Below are 12841 nucleotides of genomic sequence, written 5' to 3'. Positions count from 1 at the left end.
TTCACGCCGACGGGATCCCGGCCTCGCTCCATTGCCCAGGCGCCGGACTCCGACCCCTTCAGACCTGCGCCGCTGCACGAATACCGATACTCCTTGCGAGCCAACGTGATGCGGAATTCCCCGTTCACTGTGGCCCTGACTCGGGGCGGTCGAGGCCACCGGCAGTGTCGCGCGGGCGGAATCCGGTGGCACCGTCTCTTACTGTGGTGACCGGCGATTACTCTTCAATCATGACCCAAAGAGCATTGAGAGCCATGGCGGCGGCGGGAATCGCGGCGCTATTGGCGACGACCGCGGCGTGCGGGAGCGAGGACCCGGAAGGGAAAGTCGACGACAAGGCGGAGGAGGCGGCCGAAGCTGCCGAGGAGGACGGCGGTGCCGACGCCCCCGGCCTGCCCGACTATGATCCGCCGGTGAAGTTCGCGGAAGAGCCCGTGATCGTGCCGAGCACCGATAAGGCGATCCAGCGCCACACCGGCCGGGTGCTGGGCGGGTTCCGTTACGTGTACGCCGCGCCCATCGACGTTCTCCCCGGCAGCCTCACCGTGACCTCCGTGGCCACCGGGGAGACGATGGAGAGCTGGGACGTCCCGAAGTTGGGCGAGGGAGGCGAGCTCGACGGCTCCGTCTACGCGATCGATGAGACGTCGGACGGGGTCGTGGCCGTCACCGCCGGAGTGGCCAGAGTCGAGGGAACGGGTTCCCAACCCGACTCCGACGTGCTCAGGGCTTCGGCGGTCGGCGCCGAGGACGGCTCCGAAGTGTGGAGCACCGAGCTCGACATCACCGACATGGTGGACAGCGGCCGGGCCAGTATCGGCCTCATCCAGGCGGACGGGCAGAGGATGCTGCTGAGGGTCGGAAACGCCAACGCCTACTCCGAAGCGGTCGTCCTGTCCATGGAGGACGGCTCTTTCCGGCAAGTGGACTCCGACTTCAAGGCCCAGGGCCTGCACGGCGACGTGGTGACCGGGCAGGTCGCCCACGAGAAGCACGACGACCGGTACCAGGCCTACCGCGGGGAGGACGCGTCGACGGGCGACGAGGTCTGGACGTATCCGTACCCGGAACCGCTCGACCGCGCCGAAGTCGACTTCGGCGACCGGTTCATCGTGGTGGAGGTCGACAACTGGGCCGCCGAAGAGGAAGTCGAGTACGCGGTTCTGAACGTCGCCGACGGTGAAGTCGTCATGACCTGGTCCGAGAAGGCCGGGAGTGATTGCGTGGACGACATGGCGGACAGCCTCGTCTGCATCCGGGAGGAGAAGGGCGAGAAGTCGCTGGTCTCCTACGACATCGCCAGCGGCGAGGAGCGCTGGCGGTGGGAGGACGGGGATTCCCGGAAGGTCCCCGACCACTTGTACGCCGGCCGGAACGGCGCAGTCTACATCGGATACACGGTGGAGGGCAAGACCGTGGCGATCGACGGCGAGTCCGGCGACGACCTGTCGGGCGACATCCCGTTCAAGTTGGCGGAAGTGGGACAGGGATACGCTGTCTCCGCGGCCAGCGAGGTCTATCTCGCCGAGGGGTAGGGGGCCATCCACTCCTCACGGTGACGTGAGTCCGAAGTCGCCGACTATGGGCGCCCGTGCCCGGACCGTCCGCTCCTCCCGATGACGGGAGAGACGATCCGGAACGGGCCGGATCAGCCGGTGACACAAGCGGGGTCGAGGCGGTGCCTCGACCCCGCTTGCGTCGGTGCCGCGGGCCGGCGTCACAGCGCTTCGACCGGCGTCAGCCGCCGGTCCGCCGGGCGACCACCGAGTAGACGTGCCAGTGCTTCTCGCCGTGGTTCGCGGACGGCCCGTCCTCGTCCCGCTCGTCACAGCGGATAACCTCCCAGCCGGTGAGCATCTCCTCCAATCGGGACACGCTGACGGCCTCCACGTCGTCGCCGGCGGCCCAGTCGTCGCGTTCACCGAAGAACTGCCCCGCGAAGACCCCTCCGGCGACCACATGGCCGGTGATCCCCTCCCACGCGGCGGCCACGTCCATGAAGGGGAGGGAGTATCCCGCCCACGCGAACTGAACCGCCCCCAGCCCCTGGCCCCACCAGCATGGGGAATCCACGACCGTCAACAGCGGATTCCCTCCGATCCGATCGATGACGGCCGCGACGGCGGCCGGCTCGCTGTCCATTGCGGTGACGGCCCAGCCCCGGTCGAGGAGGTCTCCGGCCTCTATCCCGGTGCCGCAACCGATATCGAGCGCGCGGCCCGGTTCGGAGAAGAGGCCGACCGCTTGCCGGTATAGGGGGTTCAGGCCCCTGCCGTCCGTGGCCTTGTAGTAGTCGCTCCATCGAGCGTCGGCATCGGGCATGATCTTGAGGATAGCCTCCCCCCGATCCCTGTCAATGCACCGGAACTCGACCCGCCGAGCCCCTTCGGGACGGAATGAGTTTCACCTCGATGTCCGCTGTTGTCCAAGGCCGTGCCGCCGGCTCTCTCAAACCGCTCTCCGATCGATCTCAGACCGCTCTCACACCTGGGATAAGCACCGCGTCCGGCCTAGCCTTGCCTTGCGGCATATGCCGTTTTCCCATGGAGAGAGAAGAGGAGAGCGATGGCGTCCCCTGAACCGTCCCGCAGTGGCGAACCGGACGACTCCGCACCGCGAACGGCGAGCGCCGACGGCGAGGCACGGGCCCCGATCATCGATGAGAACGCCGAGTGCGTCAAAGAGGTCTTCGAGGGGAAGGTCCGGATCACGGCCCGGTATCCCGGCGAGGTGGCGATCGAAGTCCTCGAACCGCTGGACACGAGCATCGACACCATGACCGTCGGACACGAGCTGAGCGACGGGGTCAATGCCGCGCTGGAGGGGCTGCGCACCGGGGTGTTCGGCGGAGGAGACGACGTCGACACGGACCTCCTGGCCGGGCATTTCGAGAAGGTGGGGGCGAAGATGTCCCATCAGATCGACGACCTTTTCGCGTCGCTGATGAAGCCGAACGCGGCGCCGCCCGCGTCGGGCGGCAAGTCCGCCGAGCCGAAGGGGGCGAACTGATATGAGCGGGCATTCCAAGACCTTCGCCATCGAGGCCATGGAGTCCGGGGCCGACCGCGTGGGGTCCCTCTCCGAGGACGCGGGGAAGCTGTCCGAGGCGGCCGAGGGGGCCGACCCGGGAATCGAGGGATGGGGCGTCTTCATCGGCGGCCTCATCGGGATGATCTACACCGAGGTCTACTCCAAGGACATGGTCCCGCTCTTCGAGCTCGTCCCGTCGGCGCTGGAGAGTTTCCAGGACCGCCTCTCCACGTCGGCGGAGAACTACAAGGACACCGAAGAGCGCATCAAGAAACTCTTGGAGTCGATCTTGGACGACTTGGACGACGCGGGGACGGGTGGCGGTTCCGGGACGGGGACCGGTGACGGCTCCGGCACAGGGACCGCCGGCGACGCTGAGAAGGGAACGGACTGATGGCAGAGGAAACCTCCGAGTACGACGAAATGGTCTCCGGTCTCGACGACCTCCCCGACAGCAACCCGTGGCCGACCGGCGGCGACGCCTTCGACGCCGAGGGCGGCGCGGGGATGACCGTCTACGGCGCCGGTGTGAACGTGTACCAGGGAGCCGGGAACAACGAGGACGGGAAGGCCAACGTCGAGCAGGCGGTCGCCGGGGCGTCGGTGATCGCCGGGCAGGCGGTCGGCGCGGTCACCGACCCGATCGGGACGCTCATCGCCAACGGCCTGGACTTCCTGATCCACGCCATCGTGCCCCTGGAGTCCGCCCTCGGGATGGTCACCGGGAACCCCGAGCTGCTGGACGAGTCGATCAAGCGGTGGAGCGCGGTCGAGCAGGTCTCCTACCTCCTGGCCGAAGAGGTGAAGAAGGTCGGCGACGACATGCTCCTCGACTGGGACGACGACGCGGCGGCGAAGGCGAAGGAGGAGCTGGCCACCGTGGCCGACTCCATCGGCTCGCTCGGCGCCAGGACCGTCACCTCCCAGGAGCTCATCACCGCCGTGCAGTTCATCGCGACGGTTCTGCAAGAGCTCATCAAGGCCGTCATCGCCGAGCTGATCAAGTTCGCGCTCATGCTGTTCCCGGCCGCCCTCGCCATGGCGGCGGTGACCTTCGGCGGGAGCGTCGCGGCGGCCATCAGTTCGTTCGCCGGCATGCTGGGCAAGTCGGTCGCGATGATCTCCAAGGTTCTCGCCAAGGGCGCCAAGCTGATGGGGCAGATCTCCGAGGCCCTCGGCAAGATGAGCAAGGTCATCGGCCAGACGAGCAAGGTGCTGGGCAGCAGCGTGTACGGCGTGGCGTCGGCCACGGCCAACAACCAGGTCCCCCGCATGAAGGAGAACATGAACAACGCCGGGGACCAGCCGGACGGCTCCGATTACGAGAGCAAGGGCAACGACGACATCCGCGACGGCCTGACGCGGTGAGGACCGAATAGACCTCTTCCGCATCGGAGAGTCCGGCTCATGGCGGTCCAGAGGGTTCCGGCCGGTGGCGGCGCCGGTACGCGGTGATCCGCGGGCCGGAGTCGGCAGGGCCGCCGTCGCGGGTATTTCCCCATGGGGGACAATGATATCTGCGCTTCACAGTCCTCAGGACTGCTTTCAGGGCCTCCGGATGCGGAGGAGGGTGCGCGGCATGGAACGAGGCCGCGCAAGACCGAAAAGAACGAGACCGGCCCGGGCCGCGCCGTGCCCGGCTCCGGTCCCTCCTTCCGGAAGGAGCCCATCGTGGGCGAAGAGCGCCATGTAGAGCCCGACGCGTTGCGACAGTACGCGACTCTGGCACAGTCTCAATTGGACATCATCGAGCAGGACCTCATCCCGCGGCTCCGCCGGGAGGGCGCGCTGGGCAAGGAGCCCGCCTTCGGAGCGCTGGACCAGTCGCAGTCGGCCATCACCCAGTACGCCGACATGCACCAGACCGCCTGGAGCAACCTGCAGAACTTCCGCAAGAACCTCTACGGCCTCCTGGACGTCATCCAGGCCTCGCTGGACAATTACGCCGAAGCCGACGAGGCCGGCGCCGAGGGAATCGACAAGACGGCGGAGGAGCTGTGATGGCCGAGAATTTCGAACAAGAGGAGTACGACGGCACCTCGGCGGCGGCCCTGGAGGGCTACCGGGCGGTCTACCGCGACTACCTCGGACTGGGCACCTGCGACAACTGCGACAACGCCGAGGACTCCCCCGCCGAGGAGGCCTGGCTGAAGCTCATGACGGCCGTCCCCAAGAAGGCGCAGGAGTTCAACATGCGCGATCCCGGGATGGCCATGCCCAACGACATGACCGTCGCGGAGTTCGTCGGCAAGCTGCGTCCGGCCAATCCCGAACCGTTCTCCCTGGAGCACATCCGGGAGGAGTGGGAGGGCTTCCGCGACGTGCTGGAACCCGTCGCCTCCACCCTGCGGAACGGGCTGAAGGAGCTGTCGGCGGGCTGGAAGGGCAAGGACTTCGACGCGTTCGAGGACGAGGTCACCGAGCTGGGCAAGAAGCTCGACGAGTTCTACGACGACATCGGCGGCGACGGCGGCACGATCTCGCTGCTGTCCGAGCAGGAGTCCACCCTGGCGTCCATGCAGGGCGCCGGCGGGGAGACACCGTACCCCTCCGTCCACATCGACCAGCTCGGTTCGGACATCAACAACTGGTTCAAGAAGAAGTGGCACGCCCGAGCCCCGTACACCGCCGAGTGCGAGGAGTACGGGAGCCTCTGCAACGACGCCGACGGCAACAAGATCCTCGAGCTGGGAGGCTTCAACCCCGACCAGGCCGCCGAGGCCACCCAGTGGCGCGACGACCGGACGAACTACCTCTACGAGTTCTACAACCGGCCCGACGTCGCCGAGTCGCACGGGGAGAAGCCCGGCTGGTACACGCGCGAGAAGGCCGAGGCCGAGGCGGAGGAGGAGTACTCGCAGAAGTTCTCGGAGAGCTCGTCGGACCCGAGCGGCGACTTCGAGGCCCGCGCCGAGGAGAACAACTCGGCCGTCATGGACCGCTACCAGACGGCCGACGACGACCTGCCGCGCTTCACGCCCACCGCTGGAAGCGCCGAGGAGTCGCCGATCAACCCCGACGACGTCGACGTCGACCCGTACGACCCGCCGACCGTCGGCGATCCCAACCCGGCCGACATAAAGCCGCCGGGGACGGGCGAGTTCGACGGGTCCACGGTCAACCCCTCGGGAGTCGACGGCCCTTCCGACTGGAACGCGGACGGGGACTACTCGGTCGAACCCGAGGAGAAGGTCAGCCTCTTCGACGACAGCGCCGGGCCTCAGGAGCCCGGATCGCCCTTCGGCCCCGACGCCGACTGGCAGTCCGAGGCCCCGGGTGGCCCGAACTCACCGGGTGCCGTCGACCCGAACTTCGACGGCGTCGACGGCATAGACGGCCAGGACCCGTCGGAATGGGAAGGCGGCGGCACCTCGCCGGGAGCCGTGGATCCCTCCTCACCGCGGTGGGACGACGGAACGTCGCCCGACTATACGGACCCCTCGTCCCCCGACTGGGACGGATCCGGGAAGGGCTTCAACCCGGGAGGCGTTCCGGACGACGATTACGTCGTGAAGAAGCCGTTGGACGACGAGGAGTTCGGCGACTGGGACTTCGAGGACGACGACAGCACGGAAGGCGGCGGCCTCCAGAGCGGTTCGCCGTCCGTGACCGGCATGTCGCCGGGCGGGGCGGGTTCGCCCTCCCTTCCCGGGGGAGGCGGTGGCGTCTCCGCGGGCGGCGGCGGTCCCCTGATGGCCGGAGGAGCGGCCGGAGGGTCAGGCGGGTCGCGGGACGGCCGCGGTTCCGGCGGGGGCGGCCCGATGGGCATGGCCGCGGGCGGCGGCGCCGTCAGGCCGGGGGGAGCCATGGGCGGCGCCATTCCGCCGACCGGCGCCGCGGGCGCTGGCGGGCCGAAGGCCGACGAGGAACGTGAGGCGAGCGACGAGTACGTGCTGCCAGAGGACCGCTCCGTCTGGGGCGGAAACCACGAGGAGTACGAGCGGGGCGAGGACTTCCTGACCTGATCGGACAGCGACGGGGAAAGGCCCGGAACACCGGTGACCGGTGTTCCGGGCCTTTCCCCGTCGCGATGTCAGTTCCTTTGCGGCCGAGCTTGTGTTGTGGCCCTTGTCTGCCGTGCGCGCCCGCGGAACGGCGGCGGGGAGGGCCCGTTCGACGGCGCCGGCAGGGTGCGCTCAGGAGCCGGTGCGCCGAAGGACTCCCCTCCCGGACCATTCTCGGCCGACCGGGTCTCCACCCGGTCTCGTCTCGCTCTCAGCCGCAGATCACACGGGTCGTCGAGGCATCGGCCGCTACGCCGCCCCCGGCTCCCGGTTCCGCCCTCCGTCGTCGGAGTCCCTGTCGAAGCGGACGGCTTCCATGGCGGCCTCCATCCGCTCCTCGGCCTGCCGTCCGATGGCCTCCAGGCGTTGGGCGAACCCGTCGGCGGCGGACTCCTCGTCCACTCCCCCGAGCTCGGCGCGCAGGCCCTTCAGCGCCGCGTTGACGCCGTCGGTCAGCTCTTCGCTCAGCGTCTGGACGTCCATGCGGAGCGCCCACTGGTCGAGGACCTCGATCTCCACCTTTCCCGGGTAGCTCGCGATGACGCGGATCTGGCCGCCGACGACCTCCTTCGTGAACTCGGCGCTCTTGTCGACGTCGACCACGGCTCTCGGTACGCCGGCCGGGTTCGAGTTTTCCGGAAGACCCATGTCACTCCTCGCCATCGGTGGAACTGTGCGGAGAGGCAAGGCTAATGAGCGGGGACGGTTCGGCCCAAATCCAGTGACCGCGAGGAGAACGATGTGAGAAGGCTTTGAGATCGCTTTGAGACCGGCCGCTCCGGCACCTCGCCGGATGCCGGTTGCGGAGTCGGATTTCACAGTGGACCATGGGTGCGGAAACCGCCTCGGCCAAGGTCTTCGCGGGTCAGAGCATCCCCTTCATTAAGGTCGCGAATTGATATCACATTAGCAACGGCTGTGGTGCGGAAAGGCCGCCGCCGACGCCATACTTGTTACCTATTTCCTCCGACGCCGCCGGAAAGTCGTCATGATCCGCATACGCCTCCTAGGTTCCATCCAGGCCTTTCGCGAAGGCCGAGAGGTGCCGTCCGGAACGCCCCAGCAGCGCCTCGTCCTGGCCCGGCTCGCCCTCGCCGAGGGACGGGCCGTCAGCGCGGACACCCTGTGCGAGATCCTCTGGGGCGACCGCATTCCCGCCAGCGCGGCCTCCACCCTCCAGAGCTACGTCTCCCGCCTTCGCTCCGCGCTCGGACGGGACGCCGTCGTACGGCAGGGCGGCGGGTACCGGCTCGTCGACACCGACACCGACGTCGCCGAGTACGACCGGCTCTGCGAGCGCGCGTCGCGCGCGGACGCGGCGGAGGCCGAGATGATCTGGCGTACCGCCCTGGCGCTCTTCGACGAGCCGCTCCCCGGCCTGCCCGGTCCCTGGGCGGAGGCGCAGCGCGAATTCCTGCGCCGCCGCCACCGGCGCAACCTGATCGCCTGCGCCACGGGCCCCTGCGAACGCGGCGGCGAAGAGCGGCTCGACCTCATCGTCCGCCTCCGCCGCGACGACCCGTTCCGGGAGGACCTCCTGCTGGCCCATTTGCGGACTCTGGACGCCCTGGGCCGGCGCGGCGAGGCGCTGGCCCTCTATCTCGACATGCGGTCGCGCATGGTCGAGGAGCAGGGACTCGAACCGGGCCGCGAGGTCAAACGGTTCCACCGCCGACTCCTGGCCGGGGAACCCGCGCGGGAGGACGCGCTGTCGGTGCCGCCGAGGCCCCGCGAGTTCGTCGGCCGCGAGTCCATCCTGCGGCGGTTCACCTCGCACCTCGAAACGGCCGCGGGCGGCGCCCCGGTCTACTCGGTCCACGGCCCGGCGGGGATCGGCAAGTCCTCGCTCGCCGTGGAAGCCGCCTATCGGGCGCGCGGCCGCTTCCCCGACGGTGTCGTCTTCGTCAACGCCCGCGGTGCCGACGAGCGTCCGCTGGACGTGGGAACCGTGCTCGCGCAGACGCTGCTCAGCCTCGGCGTCCCCCCGGAGGACATACCGGCCGACTCGGACGGCCAAGTGGCCCTTCTGCACCGGCGCCTTCGCGGCCGACGGGTCCTCCTCATCGTCGACAACGTCTTCGCCGTCTCGCAGATCGACCGGCTGATCCCCCGCGAGCCCGGGTGCGCCACCGTCATCACCTCTCGGGCGCCGCTGCCGGACGTCGCCGGCGAAGAGGTCTCGCTCGGGGGGCTGTCGGAGGGCGAGGGCATCGACCTGCTGTGCCGCCTCGCCGGCGCCGAACGGGTCCTCTCTGAGGTCGCCGCCGCACGGTCCCTGGTGGACATGTCGGGCCGCTACCCGCTCGCGGTGTCGCTCATGGGGTCCCGCCTCGCGGCGTCCCCCGGGCTCGGCCTCGCGGAGTTCCTGGGCGTCCTCAAGGCCGTCGAGGCGGTCAAGGACGTGCCGTCGGAGCGCACGGGGGTGCGGGCCGCGCTGATCGCCTCGAACCGCTACCTGGACGCGGACCTCATGGTGCGCTACCGCCTCCTGTCGATACCCGACCTGGACGAGATCACCGTCGAGGAGGCCGCCGCGGCCACGGGCCGGTCTCTCGGCGAGACCGAGTCCGACCTGGCGGAGTTCGTCGGCCTGTCCATGCTCATCCCCGCCAGCGACGGCCGCTACCGCTTCCACGACCTGCTGCGCGAGTACATCCAGTCCTATGCCAGCGCGCCCGAGCGCCGCCAGGTCCTCGAGGAGATCCTGGACCTCCATCTCGCGCAGGCGGTGGCCGCCCGCAACCTCCACGACCCCGACAGCCCCCATCTGCAGACCCTGCCCACGCCCGCCACGCCGTACCACGCCTTCGCCGACGGGACCGCCGCACTGGCCTGGCTGGCCTCCTTCCCCCCGCGGACGCTCCGCGTCCTGCGGCAGGCGCTCGAGGCTCCGCGCTTTCCGTTCCGCTTGGGCCTCAGCGTCATCCAGGCGCTGGAATGGCTCGCGGAGCACTATCCGAACTCGGAGCTCATCCGGCAGTCCCTGGAGCGGATCGCGATCCTCGCCTCCGAGTCCGAGGACGACCGGGCGCTCGCCAAGGTGCTGCAGATCGCGGCCAACATGTTCGGGAGCCGTTCGGGAGGGCTGAACGACCCCGGGCTGTCGACCGCATGCGCGCGCAAGAGCTTCCGGCTGGCCGTGGAGGTCGGCGACGACCTCACCGCGGGGCACGCGCTCCGGTCCGAGGCGTTCCTGCGCTTCACCCTGCGCGAGTACTCCCCCGCGATCGAGCTGCAGACCAGGGCGATCGAGCACTACCGGCGCGCCGGCGCCGAGGCGTCCATCGCCAACTCGCTCGCCGAGCGGTCCCGCGCCAAGGCCTTCCTGGGCCGCTACGGGGAGGCCATCGCCGAGGTCGAGGACTCGGTGGCCCTCATCGAGTCCGTGCCGGGACGCGATCTGCACTCCGGGATCCTCTACACCTACGGCGTCGTGCTGCTCATGGCCGGCCGTCCGGACGAGGGCGTCGGCAAGTTCGCCGAGTCGCTGACAGTGTCGAACCGGGCCGAGCGGGACAAGAGGTGGGCGGCCCTGACTCATATGCGCATGGCCGACTGCCGCCTGTCCTCCGGCGACCTGCGGGACTGCGAACGCCTCTGTGCGGAGGCCGTCGCCGTCGCCGAGCGCATCGGCGACGGATGGACCGCCGCCAACACGCTTCTTATCTGGGCGCGGGCGCGCGAGCTGGGCGGGGACGACGCCGGGGCCGCGCGTCTGCGGGGCCGGGTCGCGGACTCGCCGGTCGACAAGGCGATCTTGGAGGTTCCCAGCCGGTGACGGGTCACCGCGCCGGGGAGAGGACTGTGGTGCCGTCGGGTGTGCGCGTCGGCACTCGGCCGCTGATGACCTTGAGGTAGGCCTCCCTAGTCACCGGGGAGGGGTCCATGCCGTACTCGTCCGCCATCCGCCTGGCATAGGATTGGAAGACGTCGATCGCTTCGGCCGCCCGCCCCTCTTGTGCGAGCGCCATCATGTGCAGGGCCCGGGCCGACTCCCTCCACGGCCGCGAGCGCACCATCTCCTCCAGGCCCGCGAGCGCCTCTCTCGCCCGGCCCGCGTCCAGTTGCAGGGCGAAGAGCTTCTCCCGCACGTCGTCCAGCCTGCCGGCCCAGACGCGGCGCATCCGTTCGGCGAAGGGGCCCTCCACTCCCGCCAGGACCGTGGGGGACGACAGGTGCAGCGCCTCCCGCAGGAGGTCCACCGCCTCTTGCGGGTAGCGGGCGGTTTCGGCTCTCGCGCAGAGGGTGTCGAACTCCTCCCAGTCGACCTTCGTCGACAGGGGGCGTTCCAGGAAGTAGCCGCCGTCGAAGTCGATGCGCATGCCGGTCCATTCGAGAGCGTGTCTGAGGCGCGAGGTCGTGACGCTGACCGAGTGCCTCGGGCGGGCGGGCAGGTCGGTGCCCCAGACGGCCTCGACGATGTCGTCGACCGCGGCGAGTCCTCCCTGGCAGGTGATCAGGTAGGCGAGGACCGCCTTCTGGCGGGGTCCGCCCAGTCGCAGCGGCACTCGGTCGCCGGCCACCTGCATGGGGCCGAACAGTTTGATCTCCAACGATGGGCGGGAGCGCGGAAGGTCATCGGATGTGATCATGGGTTCGAGGGTGCCCCACCGCGCTTGACGGATTCTTGACGTCGGTGGTCGAGGGGTCAGAGGAGGGAGGCGAAGGAGTCGAGTCTCCCGTCGGCGCCGTAGGTCCGGACGTCCTCGTCGAACCTCTCCACAGCCATGTGTTCGAGTCCTCCGTGCTCCTCCCGCCTCATGCGGGGCGCCAGGCGTACTCGGGTGATGGCGTCTTCCTCTACGTCGACGGTCTTGGACCAGGTCTTGCGCGGGTCGGACACGCCCGAGGCGCTGTGCCGTTTCGGCAGTGAGAGGTCGATGCGGTGCTCTCCTCTGTGGAGTGGAATCCACCACCGTCCCCAGGTGGCGGGGACGCTGACCCCGTCGATGCCCACGGTGAGGCTGCGGACCCACGGCGTCTCGATCAGGTTCCCTTCGGAGGTGTTCTTATTGAGGACGTCCCACCGGAGGTCGAGCAGGATTCCGCTGTCCGCTCCGCCCGGTGCGGACGTGGCCGCGAACGGGACCTCGTAGGCCGTCTGGGCGCTCGGCAGCCGTTGTTCCGCGAGCGCGTTCTGGGCGGCGTCTTCCCGGCGGGCAGCCGCGCGTCCCGAGTAGTGGTCCCAGTAGGCCCAGACGACCATGGCCGCCGTGGGCAGCGCCAGAAGGACTCGGGCGGTGGTGGAGGGGTAGATCGACTCCCAGGTCTCCGGGGAGAAGAGTTGGAGCACCAGGAACGCCGGGACGGCCACCGCGACGAGGGTGACGGCGAAGGTCATGAGGCCGAACACGGCCGCCGCCACGGTCAGGCTGAAGAACCCCATGTGGACTTCGTACTTCTTCGGCTTGAGCGGCAGGTCGTCGAGAGTGTCCTGGTCCATCGCCCCGGGTTTCGTCGTGAGTTCGACCGTTTCGCCGTCCCGGGCGTCCACCGTCCACCAGCCGGCGAAGAATCCGGACTGGAGCGAGACCCGGTGCCGCCCCACCGGGAGGCGGATCCAGGCCTCGCCCTCTCCCACCGCGACCGGCTCGTCGTCGACCAGCAGGAGCGGGGCCGTGGGCAGCGGCCCCGTGGCGGCCCGGCGGGTGCTCTCGTCGATCCATATGCGGGTGCCGCGGTTGAGATGCACGTGCAGGAGGCTCCATCCGCGCTGTACGCCGGGGTCTTCGGTCCCCACGGTGACGTGGTGGGGTGAGAGGGGGTGTCGGGTGATGTCGGCTTCGCGCACGGGGACATGGTATCCG

Annotated in this window: 11 protein-coding genes; 7 read left to right on the top strand and 4 right to left on the bottom strand. The window is 69.3% G+C overall.

Going from position 1 to position 12841, the window contains the following annotated elements; translation table 11 throughout:
- Positions 1–230: 230 nt before the first annotated feature.
- On the top strand, positions 231–1535 hold the full coding sequence (locus tag ACFTE1_RS05120) for a hypothetical protein (RefSeq protein WP_380618202.1): 1305 nt from the start codon (positions 231–233) through the stop codon (positions 1533–1535).
- A gap of 202 nt (positions 1536–1737) precedes the next feature.
- Here ACFTE1_RS05120 and ACFTE1_RS05115 read toward each other — a convergent pair whose 3' ends face one another.
- Positions 1738–2322, bottom strand: coding sequence for a class I SAM-dependent methyltransferase (locus ACFTE1_RS05115; protein WP_380618201.1), 585 nt, complete (start codon positions 2320–2322; stop codon positions 1738–1740).
- Positions 2323–2565: 243 nt separating this feature from the next.
- Here ACFTE1_RS05115 and ACFTE1_RS05110 point away from each other — a divergent pair, with 243 nt between their 5' ends.
- The 5 genes from ACFTE1_RS05110 (at position 2566) to ACFTE1_RS05090 (ending at position 6995) form a co-directional block, all read left to right on the top strand.
- Positions 2566–3009, top strand: coding sequence for a hypothetical protein (locus ACFTE1_RS05110; RefSeq protein ID WP_380618200.1), 444 nt, complete (start codon positions 2566–2568; stop codon positions 3007–3009).
- Between the two features lies 1 nt (position 3010).
- A complete protein-coding gene (locus ACFTE1_RS05105; RefSeq protein WP_380618199.1) occupies positions 3011–3424 on the top strand; it encodes a hypothetical protein in 414 nt (137 codons plus the stop codon).
- Complete coding sequence (locus tag ACFTE1_RS05100; protein ID WP_380618198.1) at positions 3424–4398, top strand: hypothetical protein; 975 nt, start codon at positions 3424–3426, stop codon at positions 4396–4398. The genes ACFTE1_RS05105 and ACFTE1_RS05100 overlap by 1 nt, the downstream gene beginning before the upstream one ends.
- Before the next feature lie 303 nt (positions 4399–4701).
- A complete protein-coding gene (locus tag ACFTE1_RS05095; protein WP_380618196.1) occupies positions 4702–5031 on the top strand; it encodes a hypothetical protein in 330 nt (109 codons plus the stop codon).
- Positions 5031–6995: a WXG100 family type VII secretion target gene (locus ACFTE1_RS05090; RefSeq protein WP_380618195.1), complete on the top strand. Its 1965-nt coding sequence runs from the start codon at positions 5031–5033 to the stop codon at positions 6993–6995. The genes ACFTE1_RS05095 and ACFTE1_RS05090 overlap by 1 nt, the downstream gene beginning before the upstream one ends.
- A 288-nt stretch (positions 6996–7283) precedes the next feature.
- On the opposite strand, the gene ACFTE1_RS05085 is transcribed toward ACFTE1_RS05090, so the two are convergent.
- Complete coding sequence (locus tag ACFTE1_RS05085; protein ID WP_380618194.1) at positions 7284–7682, bottom strand: hypothetical protein; 399 nt, start codon at positions 7680–7682, stop codon at positions 7284–7286.
- Between the two features lie 340 nt (positions 7683–8022).
- Here ACFTE1_RS05085 and ACFTE1_RS05080 point away from each other — a divergent pair, with 340 nt between their 5' ends.
- Positions 8023–10812, top strand: a complete 2790-nt coding sequence (locus ACFTE1_RS05080) for an AfsR/SARP family transcriptional regulator (protein WP_380618193.1) — start codon at positions 8023–8025, stop codon at positions 10810–10812.
- A 4-nt stretch (positions 10813–10816) separates the two neighbouring features.
- Here ACFTE1_RS05080 and ACFTE1_RS05075 read toward each other — a convergent pair whose 3' ends face one another.
- Positions 10817–11626: an AfsR/SARP family transcriptional regulator gene (locus ACFTE1_RS05075; RefSeq protein ID WP_380618192.1), complete on the bottom strand. Its 810-nt coding sequence runs from the start codon at positions 11624–11626 to the stop codon at positions 10817–10819.
- A gap of 56 nt (positions 11627–11682) precedes the next feature.
- Positions 11683–12825 (bottom strand): hypothetical protein, encoded by a 1143-nt coding sequence (locus ACFTE1_RS05070; protein WP_380618191.1) that lies wholly within the window; start codon positions 12823–12825, stop codon positions 11683–11685.
- Positions 12826–12841: the final 16 nt, after the last annotated feature.

Origin of the sequence: Salininema proteolyticum (assembly GCF_042685645.1) — a bacterium.
Taxonomy (GTDB): domain Bacteria; phylum Actinomycetota; class Actinomycetes; order Mycobacteriales; family Micromonosporaceae; genus Salininema; species Salininema proteolyticum.
This window is presented reverse-complemented; position numbering and strand designations above follow the sequence as displayed.

Coding starts and splice junctions, on each gene's coding strand:
- ACFTE1_RS05120 (WP_380618202.1), top strand. CDS start 231: ATGACCCAAAGAGCATTGAGAGCCATGGCGGCGGCGGGAATCGCGGCG.
- ACFTE1_RS05115 (WP_380618201.1), bottom strand. CDS start 2,322: ATGCCCGATGCCGACGCTCGATGGAGCGACTACTACAAGGCCACGGAC.
- ACFTE1_RS05110 (WP_380618200.1), top strand. CDS start 2,566: ATGGCGTCCCCTGAACCGTCCCGCAGTGGCGAACCGGACGACTCCGCA.
- ACFTE1_RS05105 (WP_380618199.1), top strand. CDS start 3,011: ATGAGCGGGCATTCCAAGACCTTCGCCATCGAGGCCATGGAGTCCGGG.
- ACFTE1_RS05100 (WP_380618198.1), top strand. CDS start 3,424: ATGGCAGAGGAAACCTCCGAGTACGACGAAATGGTCTCCGGTCTCGAC.
- ACFTE1_RS05090 (WP_380618195.1), top strand. CDS start 5,031: ATGGCCGAGAATTTCGAACAAGAGGAGTACGACGGCACCTCGGCGGCG.
- ACFTE1_RS05085 (WP_380618194.1), bottom strand. CDS start 7,682: ATGGGTCTTCCGGAAAACTCGAACCCGGCCGGCGTACCGAGAGCCGTG.
- ACFTE1_RS05080 (WP_380618193.1), top strand. CDS start 8,023: ATGATCCGCATACGCCTCCTAGGTTCCATCCAGGCCTTTCGCGAAGGC.
- ACFTE1_RS05075 (WP_380618192.1), bottom strand. CDS start 11,626: ATGATCACATCCGATGACCTTCCGCGCTCCCGCCCATCGTTGGAGATC.